The 21058-nt window shown below is 45.8% G+C and carries 20 protein-coding genes; 16 read left to right on the top strand and 4 right to left on the bottom strand.

The annotated features are described in order from the left end of the window. The 3 genes from DCC85_RS11740 (at nt 1) to DCC85_RS11730 (ending at nt 4165) form a co-directional block, all read left to right on the top strand. The gene (locus DCC85_RS11740) at nt 1–684 is read left to right on the top strand and encodes a 3D domain-containing protein (protein ID WP_108465757.1); all 684 of its coding nucleotides are present in this window, start codon (nt 1–3) and stop codon (nt 682–684) included. A 472-nt stretch (nt 685–1156) separates the two neighbouring features. Continuing rightward, on the top strand, nt 1157–2431 hold the full coding sequence (locus DCC85_RS11735) for an ABC transporter substrate-binding protein (protein WP_108465756.1): 1275 nt from the start codon (nt 1157–1159) through the stop codon (nt 2429–2431). 30 nt (nt 2432–2461) lie between these two features. Further along, complete coding sequence (locus DCC85_RS11730; RefSeq protein WP_108465755.1) at nt 2462–4165, top strand: methyl-accepting chemotaxis protein; 1704 nt, start codon at nt 2462–2464, stop codon at nt 4163–4165. Nucleotides 4166–4391: 226 nt separating this feature from the next. Here the strand turns inward: DCC85_RS11730 and DCC85_RS11725 are convergent, their stop codons facing one another. After that, nucleotides 4392–5246, bottom strand: a complete 855-nt coding sequence (locus tag DCC85_RS11725; RefSeq protein WP_108465754.1) for a polysaccharide deacetylase family protein — start codon at nt 5244–5246, stop codon at nt 4392–4394. A 147-nt stretch (nt 5247–5393) separates the two neighbouring features. On the opposite strand from DCC85_RS11725, the gene DCC85_RS11720 reads away from it, so the two are divergent. The 8 genes from DCC85_RS11720 to mobB all read left to right on the top strand — a co-directional run bounded on the left by DCC85_RS11720 (nt 5394) and on the right by mobB (nt 11580). After that, nucleotides 5394–6086, top strand: a complete 693-nt coding sequence (locus DCC85_RS11720) for a dihydroorotate dehydrogenase electron transfer subunit (RefSeq protein WP_108465753.1) — start codon at nt 5394–5396, stop codon at nt 6084–6086. Further along, a complete protein-coding gene (locus DCC85_RS11715; RefSeq protein WP_108467832.1) occupies nt 6083–7015 on the top strand; it encodes a dihydroorotate dehydrogenase in 933 nt (310 codons plus the stop codon). Before DCC85_RS11720 ends, DCC85_RS11715 begins: the two co-directional genes overlap by 4 nt. Beyond that, nucleotides 7008–7373 carry a prenylated flavin chaperone LpdD gene (locus DCC85_RS11710; protein ID WP_234414147.1) on the top strand — a complete coding sequence of 122 codons (366 nt, stop codon included), beginning with the start codon at nt 7008–7010 and terminating at the stop codon, nt 7371–7373. Before DCC85_RS11715 ends, DCC85_RS11710 begins: the two co-directional genes overlap by 8 nt. Before the next feature lie 187 nt (nt 7374–7560). After that, on the top strand, nt 7561–8232 hold the full coding sequence (locus DCC85_RS11705) for a PspA/IM30 family protein (RefSeq protein ID WP_108465752.1): 672 nt from the start codon (nt 7561–7563) through the stop codon (nt 8230–8232). 99 nt (nt 8233–8331) lie between these two features. Continuing rightward, nucleotides 8332–8838 (top strand): DUF4178 domain-containing protein, encoded by a 507-nt coding sequence (locus tag DCC85_RS11700; protein ID WP_108465751.1) that lies wholly within the window; start codon nt 8332–8334, stop codon nt 8836–8838. 11 nt (nt 8839–8849) lie between these two features. Next, entirely contained in the window at nt 8850–9611 is a 762-nt protein-coding gene (locus DCC85_RS11695) for a DUF4247 domain-containing protein (RefSeq protein WP_108465750.1), read from the top strand. 146 nt (nt 9612–9757) lie between these two features. Further along, the gene (locus DCC85_RS11690; protein WP_108465749.1) at nt 9758–11029 is read left to right on the top strand and encodes a molybdopterin molybdotransferase MoeA; all 1272 of its coding nucleotides are present in this window, start codon (nt 9758–9760) and stop codon (nt 11027–11029) included. Then, a complete protein-coding gene (gene mobB, locus DCC85_RS11685) occupies nt 11029–11580 on the top strand; it encodes a molybdopterin-guanine dinucleotide biosynthesis protein B (RefSeq protein ID WP_234414146.1) in 552 nt (183 codons plus the stop codon). The genes DCC85_RS11690 and mobB overlap by 1 nt, the downstream gene beginning before the upstream one ends. Before the next feature lie 45 nt (nt 11581–11625). Here the strand turns inward: mobB and xerS are convergent, their stop codons facing one another. Continuing rightward, entirely contained in the window at nt 11626–12708 is a 1083-nt protein-coding gene (gene xerS / locus DCC85_RS11680; protein WP_108465748.1) for a tyrosine recombinase XerS, read from the bottom strand. Between the two features lie 85 nt (nt 12709–12793). Between xerS and DCC85_RS11675 the strand changes: the two genes are divergently transcribed. The 4 genes from DCC85_RS11675 to yidC all read left to right on the top strand — a co-directional run bounded on the left by DCC85_RS11675 (nt 12794) and on the right by yidC (nt 16733). Further along, entirely contained in the window at nt 12794–13285 is a 492-nt protein-coding gene (locus DCC85_RS11675) for a GNAT family N-acetyltransferase (protein ID WP_108465747.1), read from the top strand. 113 nt (nt 13286–13398) lie between these two features. Beyond that, complete coding sequence (locus DCC85_RS11670) at nt 13399–14292, top strand: aldo/keto reductase (RefSeq protein ID WP_108465746.1); 894 nt, start codon at nt 13399–13401, stop codon at nt 14290–14292. A gap of 701 nt (nt 14293–14993) precedes the next feature. Then, the gene (locus tag DCC85_RS23715) at nt 14994–15179 is read left to right on the top strand and encodes a nucleotide disphospho-sugar-binding domain-containing protein (RefSeq protein ID WP_442789489.1); all 186 of its coding nucleotides are present in this window, start codon (nt 14994–14996) and stop codon (nt 15177–15179) included. Between the two features lie 723 nt (nt 15180–15902). Then, the gene (yidC, locus tag DCC85_RS11660) at nt 15903–16733 is read left to right on the top strand and encodes a membrane protein insertase YidC (RefSeq protein ID WP_108465745.1); all 831 of its coding nucleotides are present in this window, start codon (nt 15903–15905) and stop codon (nt 16731–16733) included. Between the two features lie 91 nt (nt 16734–16824). Here yidC and pdxR read toward each other — a convergent pair whose 3' ends face one another. Continuing rightward, nucleotides 16825–18258: a MocR-like pyridoxine biosynthesis transcription factor PdxR gene (gene pdxR / locus DCC85_RS11655; protein ID WP_108465744.1), complete on the bottom strand. Its 1434-nt coding sequence runs from the start codon at nt 18256–18258 to the stop codon at nt 16825–16827. A gap of 228 nt (nt 18259–18486) precedes the next feature. Here pdxR and DCC85_RS11650 point away from each other — a divergent pair, with 228 nt between their 5' ends. Then, complete coding sequence (locus DCC85_RS11650; protein ID WP_108465743.1) at nt 18487–19380, top strand: dihydrodipicolinate synthase family protein; 894 nt, start codon at nt 18487–18489, stop codon at nt 19378–19380. 253 nt (nt 19381–19633) lie between these two features. Here the strand turns inward: DCC85_RS11650 and DCC85_RS11645 are convergent, their stop codons facing one another. After that, nucleotides 19634–20968: an outer membrane protein assembly factor BamB family protein gene (locus DCC85_RS11645; RefSeq protein WP_108465742.1), complete on the bottom strand. Its 1335-nt coding sequence runs from the start codon at nt 20966–20968 to the stop codon at nt 19634–19636. Nucleotides 20969–21058: the final 90 nt, after the last annotated feature.

Raw genomic sequence — 21058 nt, 5'->3', positions numbered from 1 at the left:
ATGAAATTTGCTTTCAGAAAAAACAAAAATGTTAACAAATTGCCGTTTGTATTGAAGACTGCGGCACTGACACTTACTCTTGCTGCCGCCCTGCAGGGTGCGTCTGCTTATGCTGCGGGCACTGTGCATACGGCGAAGGAAGGAGACACTTTTTATCTGCTGGCCAAGCAGTATGGAGTATCGGTAAATCAGCTGATGAGCGCAAATCCTAGCGTTAAGGCAAACAATATTTATGCAGGCCTGTCTATTCAAATTCCGGGAGAAAATGCGGCTAAGCTGGAGGCCTCTTCCACTGAGGCTGTTAAGCTGCTGAATGCTTCAGCATCCAGCCATCAGGTCACAGCTTGGGGGAAAACCTTTAACTACTCTAATACGATTAATGTTGTAGCTACTGCTTATTCGGCGGCAGCCAGCGAGAACGGGCAGTGGGGCGCTGTTGATTATTATGGAAAACCACTAAGTCTCGGGACAATTGCTGTTGATCCTGCTGTAATTCCAATGGGCACTAAAGTATTGGTAACTGGGCATAGTCATCCCGGCCTCCCTAAACAGGCATTTGTTGCTACGGCTTCAGATCAGGGGAGTGCGATTAAGGGCAAGCGAATTGATATTTTCATTCCAGGTTCGCAGCAGTCCGCCAGCCAGTTTGGCTTCCAGGATGTAAAGCTGTATGTTTTAAATTAGATGATGTAAATTAGTCCTCCGAGATATTAAGGGGGTACACACGAGTAAATTCTCAGAGCTGGGGCTCCGTTATATCGATGCTAGATCCATACCCCATTGCTGTTTTATTTTTACTCTTTCTTCGAAAATGGAGCGCTTGTTCAGCCGCGCATGTCCATATGTTTTTTTAGAAACCAAAAGTCCACGCGTCCCAAAGAAGACGCGGGGGCTTTTTTTTAGATTTTCCGGATATATGTTTAGAAATCCATTTGAGAGAGGGACGTCACGGAGCTGACTTCATCGGATGATAATCGCTGTCGTCATTCCCAACCGTGCCCTGGGACCTCCATAATCTCCTCGCCGTTCGATCTGGACTCCCCCAATAATTACCACGGTAAGATTCTCATCTCTTCATAAGATTATACCGATATATTAAGAGTGTGCATTTGTGCACAAATAATACAAATTTGCTGACAATGCGGAGGGAAACTTAATGAGGAGACAGCTGAAGATGGTACTTTCGCTGGTATGTTTATTGATGGTTATGGGATGTTCAACTTCTCCAGGTACAGAGCAAACAACCCGGATCACCTTTCTGAATTCCAAAACCGAGATAAAAGCTCAAATGGAGGAAATGGCGAAACAATACAACCAAGCGCATCCCGGAGTAACTTTGGAGATTATAACTGCACCGGAAGGGACTTCAGCCTATCAAAAGCTGATGTCAATGTATGGCTCGGGAAGTGCGGCAACCCTGTCGATGCTCGATCCTGGGGACGCTCAACAGTTTCTGGATAAGGCAGTTGATCTAAGCCAAGAAAAATGGGTGGATGAAACGATAGACAATGGATTGGACGCCGTGAAGAAGAACGAATCTATGGTTGGTTTTCCGTTCGCGGTTGAAGGGTACGGATTAATTTACAATAAGAAGGTGCTCGACAAGGCGGTTGGAGGCTCATTCGATCCTTCCTCGGTAAAAAGCCGAAGCAGTTTAAACTTGTTAATGAACCAAATCAAGGAGACGGGTGTAGAACCCGTTATGCTCTCCCCGATGGACTGGTCGCTCGGTTCCCATCTTTTAACGGTATCTTACGCCGTTCAACCCGGAGGGGGCTCCAAGTTTGTTAAGGACATGCAGAACAGCTCCATAGAAATGTCCCGAAATGATGTGATGAACGGGTGGGTTCAAACCCTGGATTTGCTTAAAGAGAACAATATCAACAAAAATTCGCCGATGAGCAGCACCTTGGAAGACGGAGCCAAGGCTTTAGGAGAAGGAAAAGTAGGGCTTTGGTTTATGGGCAACTGGGCTTGGGATGTAATTAAGAGCAATGATAAAGCCAATGGGGAGTACGGTTTCTTGCCGTTACCGTTGAACGATGATACGGAGGACCCTATTAATGCCAAAATTACGGTTGGTGTAACCAAGTATATACTTATCGACTCTACGACCACCACGCCCAAGCAGCAGGAGGAAGCCAAGAAGTTTCTTGATTGGCTTGTATTCGATAAGTCCGGACAGGAGTTTCTGGTCAATCAGACGAACACGATCCCCGCGTTTAAGAATATTGCTTTAGAACCTGCCGATCCTTTGGGTAAATCGATCAAAGCGTATATCTCGGCTGGCAAGACCCTGCCGTTTATGACAACTCTTCCTCCCGATCATTGGGCCATTACCGGAGCTTCTATTCAAAGCTATATCCGCGGAAAAATCGATTCGGCCGAATTGTTGAATCAAATACGCATTTACTGGAAAGCCCAACGCTGACAGCGAGATCGGACATAGGGGGGATAAACGGTGTTTAAATTAACGTTAAAGAAAAAATTAATCAGCGCGGCGCTCGTACTGGTTATCGTTTTGTCGCTTTCAAGTGTGGTAGGCATCATTAAAATGTCGGAAATGGGGCAAGCCTCGGATCATGTCAATAACCATTCCTTGCCGGCCCTAATTCTGCTTCAGGGGTTGGATAAGCAGATTACGGAAATCGACAGACTCACAGTACGGATGATTCTTGAAGAGGAGCCTGAGGCTCGAAAAAAAGATCAGGATGAACTGAAAAAAGCGATCACTTCCATGGAAAAGAGCGTAAACCAATATCAAAACCTAGCCTCCACCGTCAAGGAAAAGGAGCTGTTCACCAACTTTTACGGCCAGTGGTCGATGTATCACCGGTATCTAAACGTGGTTTCCGCGGCGATGGAGGAAAACAACAAAGTCATGGCAACCATGATTATCCAAGGAAATACGGCTGTTTATCAGAAAGCCTTGGATAATGTCAATCAGTTGCGGGCTCTTAACGAGCAGTATGCTATAGATGCGGCTGACCTGTCGAGTCGGTCTTACCGCTCGGGCAAAGTATTAATGATATCCTTGGCCATCATAAGTACGATCCTCGGAATTATCGGCTCGCTCTTATTGGCCCAATCGTTCACAAAGCCTATCTTAAAAATTGCGAGCCAAGTGAAACTCGTAACCAAGGGCAACCTGCAAGTCGAACCGCTCCAGGTTCGCTCCAAAGACGAGGTTGGGGAACTGGCCGCGGACTTCAATGTCATGTGCGAGTCACTGAGTGTCCTTTTGAATGAAGTGGTGGAAAATTCGTTGCTAGTTGCCTCTACGGCAGAGCAGTTGACAGCGAGTGCAGAGCAGACGAGTACAGCTTCCGAGCAGATTGCTGTAAGCGCGACTTCAGTCGCAGAGGGATCGCAAACCCAATTAGCGGGTATAGCCGAGACGTTGAACATTACGGTAGACGTTTCCGGCAGTGTCGAGAAAATCACCGAGCGGGTTGGCAATGTGGCCGGTCTCTCCGCTCAAGCCCAGGAGAAGGCTCATAATGGCCAGGCCATAATCACGTCTACAGTTTCCCAAATCAGGGATGTTCATAGCAAGGTAACGCAATCTGCGGAAGTCGTGAATATTTTGGGGAAAAAATCAGCCGAGATCAGTCAAATTTCAGCTATGATCAAGGATATAGCGGCCCAAACCAATTTGCTCTCCTTAAATGCAGCCATAGAAGCCGCAAGGGCAGGGGAGCACGGAAAAGGATTTGCCGTCGTTGCCAGTGAAGTACGCAACCTGGCGACGCAGGCAGGCGAAGCGACGGGCAAAATATCTTCGTTGGTCAACGAAATTACGTTGAGAACAAACGAAGTTGTGATCTCGATGAATGAAGGGGTTCATTCTCTGAATGAAGGCATGGTGCTTGTTGAAGAGGTGGGTACCGTATTTTCCGAGATTGTCGATGCTGTAGAAGAGGTGAGCGGTGAGGTGGACAATGCTGCTATGGAGGCAAAAGCCGTAAGCGGAGGAACCGTTACTATGGTGGAATCTATGAAGAAAATTGCCGAAATCTCCGAACGTGCTGCGGATGCAACGCAAACAGTAGCCGCCGTTGTCGAGCAGACTACTGCTTCCATGGAGGAAGTTTCCGCCGGGGCCAACATGCTTGCCAAGAGGGCAGAGCAAATGAATCAAACGGTATCCGTGTTTAAGGTTTAAATGATGGAGGGTGTCTCAGAAGTCATCATAGATGATCGAGGGACGACCCTCTTTTCATTTTCAAGTGTAATGGTACAGCTACAGCAATTTATGTGAATATTCTAAAGCGCAAGGTGTGGGGAATGTCTTCTAAAGCCGCAGTGTACCATAGCCCGAGATGTTCGTAAGATGCTCCTTAGTTCCAAAGTTTATCTTGGGACAACCTTCATGTTAGGCAAGAAGGTAATTAGGGGCCGTCTACTCCTGTATCAACCCGCAGAGAAGGGATCCCCAGCAGTTCAGGCACGGTTACAAAGGTGTAGCCTTCTGAGCGCAATTGATCAATAATCTGGGGCAGCGCCTTGATCGTCCCGGTTAGATCTGACCCGGTTCCTCCGCCGGCATGCTGGAGCACGATCGCTCCAGGACCAACCTCGCTTAATACATTCTTCTTAACTTTCTCTTGGTCTAGCCCTTTCCAGTCCAATGAGTCTACATTCCAATTCACAATCATGTAATGATGATCTTTGGCCCATTTAACTTCCTCTTCATTCACTTCCCCATAGGGGGGCCGAATTATTTTTGGACGTTTACCCGTCAGGCGGTAAATGATATCTTCCGTCTTTAAGATTTCCTGCATAAATTGCTCCAGCTTCATCTTTTTAAGCACCGGATGGGAATAGGAGTGGTTGCCGAGCGCATGTCCTTCATTATTGATTTGCCTAACCAGATCAGGATGCTTAACGGCTCTGTTGCCCACGATAAAGAACGTTGCCTTGACTCCCTTGCTGCGGAGTACCTGAAGTACCTGTGGAGTAAAGCGCGGGTCCGGAACATCGTCAAAGGTTAAAGCCACTTGTTTGACATGGGGGCCTTTAAACTTGAAGGTCTGTTTGTATTTGCGCCGGAGTTCTCCGAGCGATAGGGAGGAGGGGCTGGACGTCTCATCCTTACTAGCGGGTTTGCTGCTCTGCTTGATATGTATGGTTTCTTCTACAGTGCTGGTGCCGGCATCAACTGAAGCTGTCCAGCCAACACTGTTTAGAAAGAGCGTGAACAGCAGGATTAATACGGTCTTGATAATTTGAGGGTGTCTTCTCATGGGTGAGGGCTCCTTTACATAACTCATGTTTCCTTGGTATTTCCTCCTTTTGATGAAATTATCCCTTTATATGAGTGATATTGCTCACAGCTATAAGCCGGGAAAAACGGCATTTTAGATGAAGCACATATTTAGAGGAGAGAGAGCATGGCGGAAATAACGGCTAATATTCAAGTTGCTCCTGGCATCTTCCGTATGTCAGTGGCTGGAGCATACGCGGGGAAGATGGGGCAATTCTATATGCTGCGTGCATGGGACAAGACTCCCTTATTATCAAGACCTATCAGTATTTACAGCCTGGACGCCGAAGAAATTCACTTTCTGTATCAGGTCGTCGGTGAAGGAACTCGAATTCTGTCCATGCTCCAAGCTGGAGACGAAATTACACTGGAGGGACCGTTTGGGAACGGATTCCCGGAATTGAATGGAAAAGTTGCGCTTGTGGGTGGAGGCATTGGCATCGCCCCTTTTTATTATGCGCTGCAAAGTCTTCCTCAGGCGGATGTATACTTAGGTTTCAGTCAAAAGCCTTACGAAGTCGATCATTTCAAAAGGATAACGGATCGGGTTACAGTAAATGTCGGCGGACATATTCTTGACCTCGTTGATTATGAAGCTTATGACGCGATATTTGTATGTGGACCGAATGCCATGATGCAAGCAGCTCAGCGCCTGAATGAGCGATGGAGCGGACGCAACAAGGTTTATGTTTCGCTGGAGAACCGGATGGCCTGTGGAGTGGGAGCCTGCCTGGTCTGCAGTGTAGGAACAACGGGCGGGAGGAAGAAGTCCTGTGTTGACGGCCCGGTGTTCGCTGTGGAGGAGGTGAAATCATGGTGATGGATACAACCTGTCATATAGCTGGAATTGCCTTTAGAAATCCTATTGTTATGGCATCAGGCACCTTCGGATTTGGTCATGAATATAACAGGTTCTATCCGTTAGATCGGATAGGAGGATTCTCTGGAAAAGGGCTTACTTTGCATCCGAAGAGCGGGAATGAAGGTCTGCGCTCCTGGGAGACGGCAGCCGGTATGCTGAATAGTGTAGGCCTCGAGAATCCGGGGATTCCCGCTTTTCTCTCCACGGAAGCTGAGCGATGGGAGAACTATGATGTTGTGCGGATCTTGAATCTCGGCGGAAGCAGCCTGGAGGATTATGAGCGAGGAGCTGCACTGATCGAAGAGGATTATAAGCATAGACAGCAGAGAGGGAAGAAGGCTGTCGATATGATCGAGCTGAACATTTCTTGCCCAAATGTGAAGGCGGGTGGAATGGCCTATGGGATTCAGACAGAGACAGCAAGAACGGTAGTGGGGCTTGTCCGCAAAGCTACCACCCTGCCGCTGATTGTAAAGCTGTCGCCAAATGCTGAAGACATTGTAAGCATGGCGCTTATGTGTGAGGAGGAGGGAGCAGAAGCCGTTTCACTGGTCAACACCTTTTCAGCAATGAAAATTGACATTTACAAGCGCAGAAGTGTATTTGAGAACAGCTATGCGGGCCTTTCAGGTCCAGCCATCAAGCCGATTGCCCTTCGAATGGTGCACCAGGTTTGCCAAAGCGTGCACATCCCGGTAATGGGGCTTGGCGGGATTAGCAGTGCAGAGGATATTCTGGAGTTTATTATGGCAGGGGCGGAAGTCGTGCAGGTAGGCACGCATAACTTCGTAGATTTGAGGGCTGGCGAGAATCTTAGCCGGGACTTAGAGAATCTAATGAGGCAATTAGGCATCTCTTCATTGAAGGAAATTCGGGGAATTGTCTAAGAATTTTCAGCGTATGGATAAGATGGGGGCGATGATCATGAGCCGATTCGAGGATTTGAAGCTTGAAGTTCACCAGGTAGGGCAGGATATGTTATTTCTTTTGACGGGAGGCAAGTCCCATATTGGGGCAGCAACAACTGCATACTTAACGGACGGGGTTGTTCATGTACATACAAGCTCTGTTCCCGGTCATAAAGAGTATACGCTAACTGCAGAGCTAGCCCGTAAGGCTGCTTCAGCTCTGGGAACCACCGTAACTGTAATTATGGGGATTCATTACGATCATTTAGGCATGGATGATATTGAGGAGATCGCTTGGCGAACGGCAGAGCTTATGAATGGTTATCTCATGAATTAAGGCAATACCGTTACTTTATAGCCAGAAATAGGGCCAGTAATAGAACCAGAACAGAATCAACAATATGATGCGTGAATATACGTAGCAGAGGCACATTATAATTTTTTTATAAAAAAATGAAACGTTCTGTGAATTCACTACGTAAACATGATCATAAAACATATTTGATTCTGGGAGGAACTAAAAAATGTCCATTTTCAAGAGATTGCGTGACCTGACTATGTCTAATATTAATGCACTGATTGATAAAGCAGAAGATCCGATCAAACTGACGGACCAGTACATCCGTGACATGCAAGAGGATCTAGACGATGCTGAGAAGGCGGTTGCCGCTCAGATCGCAATTGAGAAGAAATTCAAGCTGTTGTATGAAGAACAGGAAGAACTGGTGAACCGCCGTAATGAACAGGCACATTCCGCAGCACAGGCTGGAAATGTAGACCTTGCCCGCCGTGCGCTGGAAGAGAAGAAAGCGGCAGAGGAGAAGCTGACACAGTACAAAACAAGCTATGAGCAGAATAAGACTGCAGCCGATACTCTTCGCACGAAGCTTGTTCAAATGAAGAAAGAGCTGACAGAGCTTAAGAATAAGCGCGAAACTTTGGTTGCCCGCTATAATGCTGCAAAAGCACAGAATGAAATCAACAAAGCGATTTCCGGACTTGGCTCTGATTCCGCTTCTGCAGGTTTGAAGCGTATGGAAGAGAAAATGCTACAAATGGAAGCCCAGGCGGAAGCTTCCGGTGAGATGAGTGCCAAAGCGAAATCTCTTGATGAGGAGTTTGCCGAGCTGAACAAGGATAAGGCGGTTGAGGATGAACTGGCTGCCTTGATGAAGCAGTACGACAAACAATCTTAATCGATGCACGTATGACTTAGAAGGAGAAACCGCCTTAGCGTTTCTCCTTCTTCTATCGTATGTGATCCCTTGCGGGTGAAAGGAGAAGCGTGATTTGGTATGGGTCTAATGAAACGAATCGGTCGTTTATTTGCGAAGCAGGAGCCACCTGTGAAAGAAAAGAGCATGCTGGATTTGGGACCTGGGGATATTTGTGAGGTATCCCTTGTTACTTATCAGGTTGTAGGAAGTGTACGTAATCCAAGCAGAAATGCGGTAGTACTGTCTTTACAGGATGGCAATGAAATTAAATACCTGCATATTGAAGAGCGGGAACTGCTTCAATATGCACTATATGATGATATTGACGGGAGACTTGACAATCCTAGTGAAGTACCGACCGAGCTGGTTCTGGATGATAAAGCTTATTATCTGGAAGAGGAGTATGAGGGCCGTGTGACGATCAACGGGAGAACTCCGTTTCGTCAAGGCGGTGAGCAGCACGTTTGGCAGTTCCAGGCTGATGATAACAGCCTTCTGCGAGTAGAATGGCAGGACGGCAGATTCATGCTGTATGAAGGAGCAAAAGTGATCTCAGGAGACGTTCAAGTTATCCGCTCTACCTAGGAGTGATAGGAATGAAGAAAGGCCCTGCATTATATCTTAAGATCGTTCTGGTACTGAGTCTGGTGGTCGGATTGCTGAGCGGATGTGGGGGCAGCGGGCCTAATGTGAAGGAAAGCTACCCGCTGGAATCCGTAAACCGTGAGGGGAATTCGACATCATACGTGTACCGCGCCGTGAACGAGACCGTTCCAGAGGTAGCAGCCAAGCTGGCAGATCAGAAGAAGCCGAAGGAAATGTCTGCCGAAAGCGATGAACGCATGTTCCTCGTCTATGATAAGGAATATTATCATCTGCAGAAGGATACGGCCAAACCAGAGGACACCCTGATTGAGGTGGACTCGGAGGAGTACGTTCGCAATAATTACGACTCCAGCTTTCTTCAGGGATACCTGACAGCCACGCTGATCGGCAGCTTATTTGATAGTCTGGGAGGTTATGGAGGCGGCAGCTATCGAGGTTATAGCAGCAGGGATACCTATCATCCTGAGAAGAGCTACCGAACACCTACCCAAGAGGATAAGAAAGCGGCTCCTCCTTTAACGGTTGAGAAGAAGGGGAGCATTACGCGGCGCGGCAAAACAAGTACGGATAGCGGTGGTTCAAGCTGGTTTGGCGGCGGCTCTTCGGATTCCGGAAGCAGCAGCAAAGGCAGTATATCGCGAAACAAGGATGGAAGCTCAAGTAGTAAGAGCTATTCTAAGCCAAAGAGGTCGATCACGAAGCCAAAGACCAGATCAGGTCGCGGCGGGATTTCTAGGCGAAGCCGACGTTAATGGAAATTTAGCTTAAGTGGGATAGACATGCTGTTTTGTTGAGCATGTCTATTTTTCTTATAATTAAAATTCCATTTGCCAATAAGAGAAAAAGTGCTATACCATGGTAGATATGATGCTGATCAACGATAACAGGAGGCATAACAGTGAACGCAGCAAGTAATTCATCATCTAAATTTCGGCGTACTGCTCTGCAGGTTGCAGATGCACAGCAATTAATTTTACCCCGGGTTCCAAGAGCGGCAGTAGAAACGGTGAATCTTATAGAAGCTCAGGGCAGAATCCTGGCTGAGAAAGTAATAGCTCCTCATCCTTATCCGCACTTCCGCAGATCCGGTATGGATGGATTTGCACTTCGCAGTGAAGATACCAAGGGGGCAAGCAGCGAGGAAATGGTCTGGCTTGAAGTCGTTGACGAAATCCCTTGCGGATCGCTTCCGTCAGTAGTTCTTAAGCCAGGTATGGTCGCTAGGATCATGACAGGCGCGAAGGTTCCCGATGAAGCAGATGCGGTTGTTATGCTGGAAATGACAGAAACCCGCGAGAGCGGCGGAACCTTTATTGGACTCAAACGGGAGATCGAGGCTGGAAAGAATGTTACTCCTGTCGGACAAGAATTGGCACAGGGGGAATTGATCCTGGACCATGGCCGGGCAATTTCTGCTGGCGAGATCTCGGTTCTCGCAACTTTTGGAATTGCTAATGTGCAAGTAGCAGTAAAACCAAGAGTTGCTATTTTCTCAACGGGATCAGAGCTTCTTCGGGTAGATGAACCTCTCCAGGATGGGAAAATCCGCAATAGCAACACCTATACTTTAGCAGCGCAGGTTCGAGCAGCCGGAGCCGAACCGTTCATGCTCGAAGCCATTGAAGACGATCTCGTTCTGGCCAAAGGGCGTGTGGAGCAAGCGTTAGCGGAATATGATTTTGTGATCACAACAGGAGGCGTGTCGGTAGGGGACTTCGATATTATGGCGGATCTGGTGCGGGAAGATGGTGTTGAGCTGCTGTTCAACAAAATTGCCATGCGCCCAGGCAGTGTCACTACAGCTGCTGTTAAGAACGGGAAGTTGCTTTTTGCTCTCTCAGGCAATCCTGGAGCCTGCTTTGTCGGATTCGAGCTGTTTGTCAGACCCGCAATTCAGACGATGATGGGTTCTGTTACTCCTTATCTGACGAGCTTTGAGGCGATACTAGGGTCAGATTACAACAAGGTGAATAACTTTACAAGATTTGTACGAGGCAGAACAGAGATTCAAGAAGGGAAAGTTTATGTATACCCTGCTGCTTTGGATGAGTCCAGTGTAATGATCACCATTAAGGATAGCGACTGCCTGATCGTTATTCCGCCTACAACCAACGGTGTGACTGCGGGAGAGTCTGTTCAGGTGTTGAAGCTTTCTGGAACTCCTGCCTGATGAGTGAAAGACTGGATTTGGATTTGCGCATTCCGCCGGTGCTGCAAATTGTAGGTTACAAGAACAGTGGCAAGACCACTGTAGTTCGAAAGCTAGTCGAGCATTATAAGGGTAGGGGTCTTCGGGTAGCCGTGATCAAGCATGATGGACATGAGTTCGAAATGGATCATGAGGGGACCGATACATTTCGGTTTACCGAAGCAGGAGCAGCTGCAGTCGCGATCACTTCAAGACAGCGAACCGCAGTCATAAGGGAAGAAGAGAGCTCCCTGGATTCCCTTGTTGGTCAATTCCGAACCTTTGACCTCATTCTGGTCGAAGGTTTCAAAGAAGAAGACTATCCCAAGCTGCTGCTGGTTAGAGAGCCGGGGGATATAAAGAAGCTGCTTCGTCTTAAACAGCCTGCTGGCATAATTTATTGGAAGCAAGCTAAGGCTGAGGCTGAAGCCGAGGTACGTGAATTACTAGGTGCTGGTGGATTGCCGCTATTTGATATGGAGGACCAGGGCGGATGGATCAAGTGGACGATGGATTATTTTGAGCAGGATTAATCCTATTTTATAAACTAAACGCGCCCCTTACGGGGCGCAACTTAGCTATTGTTCAAGTCGGCGCTCAATCGCCTCAGACATGGTCTTATCGGTTAGATGGGCGTATACTTCAGTGGTTTCTGTAGAAGCATGTCCGAGCTGCTCTTTGGTCTTGTAGATATCATTTTGCAAATAGTAATCTGTAGCGAACGAGTGACGCAGCTTATGTACCGTTAAGTAAGGCTTGCCGAACCGTTTGGCATATTTAATGATCATGGCCTGAATCGCCCGTTTGGTCATCCGTTTGCCTTCTTGTTGGCCGTTCGGCAGGGCTACGAATAGCGCCTTTTCACGCTTTGGTGTCCGGTATCTTGAATCTCTTAACGTTAAATATTCGGCCAGATCATCTTTGGCTTGTTCGCGAAAATAAACCGGTGCCTTAAAGGTCTCGTCGTTGTTGCCTTTACGGTATACATAGAGCATTTTGTTCGCCAGGTCAAGGTCATTGACATTGAGATTTACCACCTCGGATACGCGAAGCCCAGAATTGAGAATTAGGCTGGCAATACAGGCATCTCTTACCTTGTTTTGCTCAAAAGCGTGTAAGGCCTGCTTGTTGCTCGCAACATCCTGTCCATAGCCTTCGTGAATGTAGTGGATGAAATCAACCAGCTCATCTTCCTCAAGAATTTTCCCTTTCAGCTTGGCGGCTGTGTCCTTCGGTTTGTGGATTCGTTTGATCTCCACCTTGGCCATAATATTGCGCTTGAGCAGGGGATAGAAATTCTCATCTTCCGCAATTTGACTTAAATAATGGAATAATGAGCGTAAGGAAGAAAGCTTACGGGATACGGTTATCCGTGAATTCGTGCCGGTTGTACGCGTTGTAAGATACAGTCGGTAAGCCACGATGCTCTCCATATGCAGAACCTCAAGCTCCTCCAGGGTAACATCTTGGTTAGTTCCCGCTCTGCTGAGCCCCTCGGCACGAAGCCAATTAAAAAACTGCTCATAATCCCTGATATATTCTAGCAGTGTGGAAGGGGATAGATCAGGCAGTTTATAGTCAATAAACTGCTGAACGAACCAGGGCATAAGAGGGGCACGTTCATCGAGTTTCTTTCGGTCGATTTCTTTTTGTATATTCATGTGAGATTCCACTCCCTATGACTTCTGCAATATCTCTTATTGTATCATAGCAAATGAACCTTTGAACGGATGGAAGGAGAATAACATGACGAAGTGGCTAGAACCGGTACAGGAATCTGAGCGCAAAGTGCTTGAGAATTTATTGCAGTTCTACATCTATGATTTTACGGATTACTTAGACCTCCGTGTTGAATATGATGGAAGGTTTGCGAACTATCCGCTTGACGCCTTCTGGGGTCAGGAGCCTCAGCTTAAGCACGCCTATTTCATAAAATGTAAAGGAGAGCTTGCTGGATTTGCGTTAATAGAAGCCTTGAACGGTCACCCGGATGGCGACTATTATGTCACAGAATTTTTTGTGCTTCGCAAGTTTCGCAGATCGGGAGTAGGAAAGGCTGCAGCACATGAGCTGTTCCGGAAATATGAAGGAAGGTGGATAGTACAGCAAATCCCCAAAAATATCCCTGCCCAAGCGTTCTGGAGAAAGACAATCGAAGAATTTGCCCCTGAAGGGTATGTAGAAAAGACAAGAGAAGAGAACGGCAATATCATTCAGTTGTTCAGGTCCGAAGGATAGAGTGTGTGATCGCTTTCATGCCGTCCCAAATTATAGTAGAATAGTTGGCGTTCATAGAAAGCTGCTCTTTTACATGCATGAACCAACAATCACCTGGACAGGAGGCTGAAAGAATGGAACAGCGGGAATTTGGGCGTACAGGAATGAAGGTAAGTATGCTGGGGTTCGGTGGGGCTGAGATCGGGCGCGGAACAGATGCTTTAGCAGTGGATAAACTGCTGGGCTCGGCATTGGATGCAGGTCTTAACGTTATTGATACGGCGGAATGTTATGGAGAGAGTGAAGAACTGATCGGCCGGGTTCTTGCTCATCGCCGGCAAGATTACTATCTCTTTACCAAATGCGGACATGCCTCAGGCATGGAACTGGATGATTGGGAGCCGAAGCTGCTGGAGAAGACCATTGACCGAAGCCTGCAAAGACTGCAAACAGACTATGTGGATGTTATCCACCTGCATAGCTGTTCTGAGGAAATCCTCCGGCAGGGGGATGTAATTGGAGTGCTGCAGCGGGCGAAGGAGAAGGGCAAAACCCGATTTATCGGTTACAGCGGTGATAGCACGGCGGCCGTATATGCGATTGCTACAGGTGTGTTCGACAGCTTTGAAACTTCGCTAAACATAGCAGATCAAGAAGCGGTGGAGCTGACGATTCCTGAGGCTAAGAAGAAGGGGATGGGCATTATCGCCAAAAGACCTGTAGCAAATGTAGCTTGGACCAAGGAGAATGTAGATCGAAATGACTATGCATATTCGTACTGGAAAAGGCTACAGGAGCTGGAGTATGAGTTTTTGCGGGATGATGTATCTGTTTCTGTAAGCCAAGCTTTAAGATTTACCTTGACTGTTCCAGGTGTGGATACCGCTATCGTAGGCACACAGAATCCGGATCGCTGGCGTCAAAATGCAGCTCTATTGGAGAAAGGTCTGTTGTCAGCTGAAGAATACCGTGCAATAAGACAGCGGTGGCATGAGATAGCTAAGTCGGATTGGATTGGGCTTACTTAGATAAATTTGTTCAATGAGCATGGTCTGTTAAAGGCCATGCTTTTTTTAGGCTTTAGTCAGTTGAGCGCGTAAACGCGCGAAACATAAAGTCACCCGCTATACGGATGAAGGGATTGTATTTTATAGTAACAATAATTTAATTATGTAAACAAATTTCAAAAGAATTCATATGATATAAAGAAGAACGCTACAATGTTCTCAAAAGCCATCATATGAAAAATTCATAATAGAAATAAATTATATCTAGATACGTAATGCATATCCAAACTATACACGAATCTAGAGGTATAAAGAAGTAAGTTTAAAGTAATAAAATTATGTAAACTTCCGGAAGAGGTGTTGTCTATGCTACTTGATAACTTTACATTCGGATTGGTCAGAACCGATACTATATAAAGTCAGAGTATAATCACTTTTCACAAAAGCATGGAATTGGCAAACAGTTGCTATACACGATCTTAAATGGGATTATGGGCCTACGTGAAAAATCAGCTGAGGGCGAGGTGGTTTACTTTAAAATGGATCAGTTTCGTGATCGCGTCGAGTCAAGGCACGGTATTCAATCAAGCATTGGATTTTTACAGGCTATGCTTTACGGCGTTCGCTGAAACGGAATGCACCGTCATTCTATCTGTTGACAGACATACCCGGAGATTGCGGATTTCGAAGATATTCCTGCGAATTTTATTGTCCGCAATTACGTGCCGCAACTCGAAGTACTGCAGAAGGCCAAGTTGTTTATCACACATGGAGACATGAATAGTACCAGCGAAAGCCTTTATTATGGTGTGCCGCTGATTGTACTTCCTCAAAGCGCCGACCAGCCTATTGTTGCGCGGTGTGTGGATGAAATCGGTGCAGGTATCCACCTGAATCCAGAAGCTTAACCGCTAAAGATCTTAAAGAGCCGCGGAGCGTGTGTTCAAAGATGCGTCAATTCGAAAGACATGTGTTGAAATTGGCGATTTTCAAGCTTGATAGGCAATAAGGATATATTTTATCTTAATTCATCATATGAAAAATTCACAAAAGAAATAATATTCCTATATATCATCACATCTACAAATCCAAACAATATACGTACCTAAGTGTTAAAAGGACATCAATAGTTTACGGAATAAAAGTTATGTAAACTATTAGATCGACTTTTAAAGAGAGAGGTGAAATTTGCATATCCAAACGGTACCCTTGTATAACTTCGTATTATTAGAATCATTTGCAGACACATAGAGTACGATTATCTGTATATAGCTCTTTTTGTAACAAGGAATAGTTATTTGATATAATAACGATTAAGTATCTAGAAGGGAGGTGAGTCCTTTGTTTGAATTAAGCGACATGCTTCCTTATTTATTCTCCATTGGTTTGATCTGTACGGTAAGCTATGCTTATATAGCCCATTTGTATTGTGGGCTACAGGAATGCAGGATCGAAAGCGGGCGTCTTTGGAACAGTGATTATCCTCAGCCAATTGTAGTTATAATTCGGTGTGAGAGCCCGGTCCGGCTGTCAAGGATGATTCGAAGGAAAGAATCACCTGACGAAGATGTCAATACGGACTGTACTTCCTCCTCGTTGAAGTTATACCTACAATCAAGAGGAGGATTTACATGGGATCAAATAAAGGATTCACTTCCAAGGGACGGATTATTGGACTTATCGGTGTCATAATGCTGGTTCTTCTGCTGTCGGCATGCGGCACAAATACGAAGGTCATTGATTCAAATACACCTGGTTTCTTCAATCATTATGTAGTATTTCCGCTGTCCTATCTAGTCCGGCATCTTGCGGATTGGTTTGGCGGAAGCTACGGGCTTGCTATTATGGTAATCACTCTGATGGTACGGATTGCCCTGATGCCTTTGATGATGAAGCAAGCCCGGAACCAGCAGAAGATGCGAAGAACGATGAATTTGATGAAGCCTGATCTGGACCGGATTAAGGAGAAATATGCAGGGAAGAAGGACCGTGACGCGCAGCTTAAGCTGCAGGAAGAGACGATGGCTGTATATAAAAAACACCAGTTCAACCCGCTAAATATCGGATGCTTACCGGTGTTAATACAGCTGCCTATTTTATCAGGAATGTATACGGCTATTCGCCTAACCCCAGAATTGTCATCTCATTCTTTTCTCTGGTTTCAATTAGGCAAACCGGATCATATGTTGGCGATAATCGTTGCAGTCATTTACCTGCTTCAGACTAAGTTGTCCCAGAAGAATATGCCTGCTGAGCAGCAGAAGCAGTTAGCGTTAATGGGATATATCTCACCTATCATGATGCTGGTATTCTCATTCAATACACCAGCGGCGCTGCCTCTTTATTGGATGGTGGGCGGAACCTTCCTGCTGCTTCAGAATTTGTTGTTCCGCAAGCTCTATCCGGTGGAACCCGTTGAACCTCAAGACCGGGCGACTCAGGACAAGATTGCTAAAGCATAACCATATCTTTTTTTCAGCTAAAGAACTTCCTCTACGGGGGAAGTTCTTTTTTTTGGATTGGTTTTGAAGGTCCAACCCGCAATTCAACATTCTAGTTTTCGTTATACCAGGCTTCAGAAAGTAAATGGATACCCTCGTGAATCTTGTTCTCATCTAAACCGGCAAATCCAAGAAGAATTTGGGGATACTGAGAAGGAGCCGAACACTCATAAAATGGAGATACGGGGTAGACTATAACCCCTTTTTCCTTGGCGACACGGATAAGCTCTGCCTCTGACATATTATTCCTTGGTTCTAAAAGAAGGTGTAGACCAGAATCTGAACCCAAAATACGGACACGATCTTTCATATTTATTTGAATCGCTTGAAGTAAAGCCTGGTGCCTTTTTCTATAAATATTTCTTACTTTATTTAGATGCTTTAGCCATTTTCCGTTTTCGATAAAGAGCTTTAGCGTATGTTGATGTAGTCGGGAAGTCGTCTGTTTATATCGACCAAACTTTTCTATATACTTTACTAACAGCTTATTTGGAAGCACCATGTAGCCCAAACAGAGAGAGGGGATAAGAGATTTGGAGAACGTCCCTATATATATAACGTTTCCATGCCGATCAAGGCTTTGTAGTGATGGGATAGGCTTTCCTTCATATCTGAATTCACTGTCGTAATCATCCTCAATGATATATCCTCCCGTTGTCTGTGCCCATTCGATTAATTCCAAACGCCGAGAAACGGGCATTACAATTCCAGATGGAAATTGATGAGAAGGAGTAACATAGACGATCTTTGCTTCGCTAAGGGTTAACTTAGCTACATCAATGCCATGCTCATCAAGATGGATGGGCTCAACTCTTCTCACATAGTCTTTTAATATAAGCCGTACACGATCATACCCCGGTTCTTCCATGCCATAAACGAAATCCCTGCCAATCAATTTACATATTAGACTTAACAGATATTGTGTTCCTGCTCCAATGACGATTTGCTCAGCTGAGCATTCAACTCCTCTAGATTGATACAAGTATCTTGCAATGTGATTTCGAAGTTCAATTTCTCCTTGCGGTTCCCCATACAATAGTAGGCTATCTTGCCCTGAAGCTAGGCTTTTTATCGTCATTTGACGCCATAACTTATATGGAAAATGGATTAAATCTATATTCCCATACTTGAAATTATACTCATCAGCTGTTGACGTGGATCCTTGACACTCTTTCTCTTGACGGGTGTTTCTCTTCATTTCTGTGTTAGAGGAGGAGCCTGCAAGAAGGAGTTCGCTTCTTATATCGACAACAAATAATCCCTTTCTTGCCTCACTTCGAAGATAACCTTCGGCAATCAGCTGCTGGTAAGCAGCGTCTACCGTGTTCCGACTTACATTTAAATCATTTGCTAATTTTCTTTGTGAAGGCAGCTTGCTGTGAGTGGGAATGTTATTTGCTTGAATTTCATTTTTTATATAACGGTAGAGTTGGGTATAGAGAGGTTCCTTTTTTGCTGTATCTAGAGCTGGCATTATCGCTAACATTATACTTCCTCTTTCTAAATAAAGTTTTGGAAGCGGTGCTTCCTTGGACGGTTCCTAATTTATCTGACAGTGTCACCTGGCATCATCAAATAACTCGAAACTGGATCTTTTAATGGGGCCAAATGATTTTTATAATAAGTCTAATCTTTCATGAAGCAAAAAGTAAAGAGGGAACCAAGGGGAAGTTTAAACATTAAAATTGAAGAATGGATAAAAGGAGTGAAAAACATGTTTTCTGGATTATCTGCTTTTCCGCTTACACCGTTGAACGAAACAGGTATTGATGAAAAGGCATTCGTGCGACTCGTTAAACGCTTGGTCTCAGCGGGAGTGGACTCCATTGGCGCATTGGGTTCAACCGGGAGCTACGCATATCTTTCTCGGGATGAACGAATGCGTGTCACTCAGCTTGCCGTAGAGAATGCCGAAGGAACGCCGGTTATGGTTGGTATTGGGGCACTGACTACTCACACTGTGCTTCGGCTAGCAGAGGATGCACAAATAGCGGGAGCAAGCGCTGTGCTTTTGGCTCCGGTATCGTATCAGAAGCTCACCGACGTGGAGGTTTTTTCGCTTTACGAAACCGTGACGCGTAATCTATCCATACCACTGTGCATTTATGATAATCCGGGTACGACTCATTTTCAATTCAGTGACGAATTACTTGGCCGGATCGCTCAGCTTCCCAATGTCAGTTCCATCAAGATACCGGGAGTCACGCTTGATCCTGAAGAAGCAAAGGTACGGATAGAAGAACTGCGTGCTCAGATTCCACCACATGTGACGATCGGTATAAGCGGCGATCCATTTGCGGCAACAGGCTTGAATGCTGGTTGTGAAATATGGTACTCGGCGCTTGGAGGCTTATTTCCCGAGCCTTGTCTAAGCATCATTCGTGCTGCACAGGCGGGTGATTCAGAGGATGTCCTACAGCAATCCGCACAACTGAATCCATTATGGGAGCTGTTTCGTCAATATGGCAGCCTAAGGGTAATAGCAGCTGCAGCCGAATTACAGGAGGCGGTCGACAGTCCTTGCCTGCCGTTGCCGCTGCAAGCGCTGAACGGGCCAGCTCGACAACACCTCTGTGAGATTCTTAAAAGGTTGAAGCTTGTTGACTAATGTAACGATAGCTATAAGCAGGTAAACATGCCGCTAAGCCTAAGGCATTCAAGGGCTTAGCGGATATCTCCATTAAATGGTTATTATCGTCCCTTTTAAGCTAGAAAATGAAGCAAAAAACTGCGCATAACATAAATTATACGCAGTTTTTGATGATATCGATTTTATATGTAACGCTCAATCACTTGCCCGATAAAATGAGAGGCCAAAAACCCCGCTTTCCGAAATGGAAGAGCGGGGTTTTGTGATGAGTTTATAATTTCAAACCTGCCGGAAGTGGAACAAGGTAAAGTTTGCTGCCAGTTTGGACAATCAGTCTGTTACTCTCGTTGTGCATGGTCTCAAGGAAGTTTCCGGAGCCCAGTTTGTAGCTCGCAGCATCCTTGCCTGTCTTGATATTTTTCACAACCATTCGTCCGTCTGCCAGCCCGATCGCGATCGTGTTATATAGAATATCGAACCGGCTGATTTTAGAACTGTATTTGGTAACTGTATCTTTACCTGTTTTAGTGTTTTTTAAGACGAGCCGTCCGTCAGCCAAACTAATGACGATGGTATTATAGCTTTCTGCGACTTCAATTCCGGTAATTTCTGAATCGTATTTATACGAAGTCACGGCGGCAGAGTGGTTAGCTGCGTTATGCGGCACGACCCCTAGAATGCTTCCGCCTTCTTGTGCACGCTTCACGAAATAATAATTGCTCGCCGTGTTCTCAACCAGTTGGGCCGATTCACTCTCGACAAATTGAACGGGCTGATACTCCAGCGTTTTCAACACCTTGCCTGTGGCTTGTTCAAGTACATCGATCGTGAGGGCGTATCCATCGTCTATACCGTTGTTATTTTTGGCGATATACAAATTTGGACTAGTTTGTAGCACTTTTTTGAAGTCGCCTTTATAAGTCCATTCTACCTTGCCTGTATACGCGTCAATACCATACAAATAGTTGGTAGTAATGGCACCGCTGACTGGGGAACTGGCCAAAATCAGACCGTTCATAATCTCAATGTTATAACCGGAATTTCCTTCGGCTTCGGATTTCCATTTGAGCTTCCCTGTGTTGATGTCGTAAGCGGTCAAGCCGTATGAATCGTTAACGATCATCATCTTATCCAGGTAGTATACGCCATTCGGCTTATATGCCTTGCCACTCTTTGGAGCACCGTATACCTTGCCAGTCCATGTGCTCTTCCCTGTTTTGGCGTTTACTTTGTGGAGTCGACCCGTATTGTCTGTAAAGAATACATAGCCGGAATTTACAACGGGTGCTGAGGATGGGGTCGCTTTATAGGTCCATTTGGTTTTCCCTGTCTTCATATCTGCTGCAGCCAGAGATGTTCCCGCATTGTAATAGATGATCCCTTTGGAGAAAGTGTAGCTGATTTGCGCACTGTTTGCTTTGCCTATGTTCTTTTCCCATACGGGCTTAAGTGTCTGTACATTGCTATTACTTTGCTTCTGTGTGGCTGCAGTAGCTGCTTTAGCGTTGACGGCAGAGTAAGGAACGGCCGTGGCGGACAGCACGACTGCGGATGCCAAGAGTACGGAACCTATTTTCTTGTGGTTAAGTAACTTCGAATAATTCATGTGTTAACCTCCTAAATATGACTGTCTTGTAGTTCCAGCATTAAAGACGCTTATGACATGGAAAATGTTTCATATCAGGGCCGAATTGAT

The sequence above is a fragment of the Paenibacillus sp. CAA11 genome (genome assembly GCF_003060825.1).
GTDB lineage: Bacteria > Bacillota > Bacilli > Paenibacillales > Paenibacillaceae > Fontibacillus.
Note: the sequence above shows the minus strand (reverse complement) of the source record. Positions and strands in the feature narration are given on the sequence as shown.

What these genes read in the sequence shown, in the direction of transcription:
- DCC85_RS11740 (WP_108465757.1), top strand. Translation starts at nt 1, where the DNA reads ATGAAATTTGCTTTCAGAAAAAACAAAAATGTTAACAAATTGCCGTTT.
- DCC85_RS11735 (WP_108465756.1), top strand. Translation starts at nt 1,157, where the DNA reads ATGAGGAGACAGCTGAAGATGGTACTTTCGCTGGTATGTTTATTGATG.
- DCC85_RS11725 (WP_108465754.1), bottom strand. Translation starts at nt 5,246, where the DNA reads ATGAGAAGACACCCTCAAATTATCAAGACCGTATTAATCCTGCTGTTC.
- DCC85_RS11720 (WP_108465753.1), top strand. Translation starts at nt 5,394, where the DNA reads ATGGCGGAAATAACGGCTAATATTCAAGTTGCTCCTGGCATCTTCCGT.
- DCC85_RS11705 (WP_108465752.1), top strand. Translation starts at nt 7,561, where the DNA reads ATGTCCATTTTCAAGAGATTGCGTGACCTGACTATGTCTAATATTAAT.
- DCC85_RS11700 (WP_108465751.1), top strand. Translation starts at nt 8,332, where the DNA reads ATGGGTCTAATGAAACGAATCGGTCGTTTATTTGCGAAGCAGGAGCCA.
- DCC85_RS11695 (WP_108465750.1), top strand. Translation starts at nt 8,850, where the DNA reads ATGAAGAAAGGCCCTGCATTATATCTTAAGATCGTTCTGGTACTGAGT.
- mobB (WP_234414146.1), top strand. Translation starts at nt 11,029, where the DNA reads ATGAGTGAAAGACTGGATTTGGATTTGCGCATTCCGCCGGTGCTGCAA.
- xerS (WP_108465748.1), bottom strand. Translation starts at nt 12,708, where the DNA reads ATGAATATACAAAAAGAAATCGACCGAAAGAAACTCGATGAACGTGCC.
- DCC85_RS11675 (WP_108465747.1), top strand. Translation starts at nt 12,794, where the DNA reads ATGACGAAGTGGCTAGAACCGGTACAGGAATCTGAGCGCAAAGTGCTT.
- DCC85_RS11670 (WP_108465746.1), top strand. Translation starts at nt 13,399, where the DNA reads ATGGAACAGCGGGAATTTGGGCGTACAGGAATGAAGGTAAGTATGCTG.
- yidC (WP_108465745.1), top strand. Translation starts at nt 15,903, where the DNA reads ATGGGATCAAATAAAGGATTCACTTCCAAGGGACGGATTATTGGACTT.
- pdxR (WP_108465744.1), bottom strand. Translation starts at nt 18,258, where the DNA reads ATGTTAGCGATAATGCCAGCTCTAGATACAGCAAAAAAGGAACCTCTC.
- DCC85_RS11650 (WP_108465743.1), top strand. Translation starts at nt 18,487, where the DNA reads ATGTTTTCTGGATTATCTGCTTTTCCGCTTACACCGTTGAACGAAACA.
- DCC85_RS11645 (WP_108465742.1), bottom strand. Translation starts at nt 20,968, where the DNA reads ATGAATTATTCGAAGTTACTTAACCACAAGAAAATAGGTTCCGTACTC.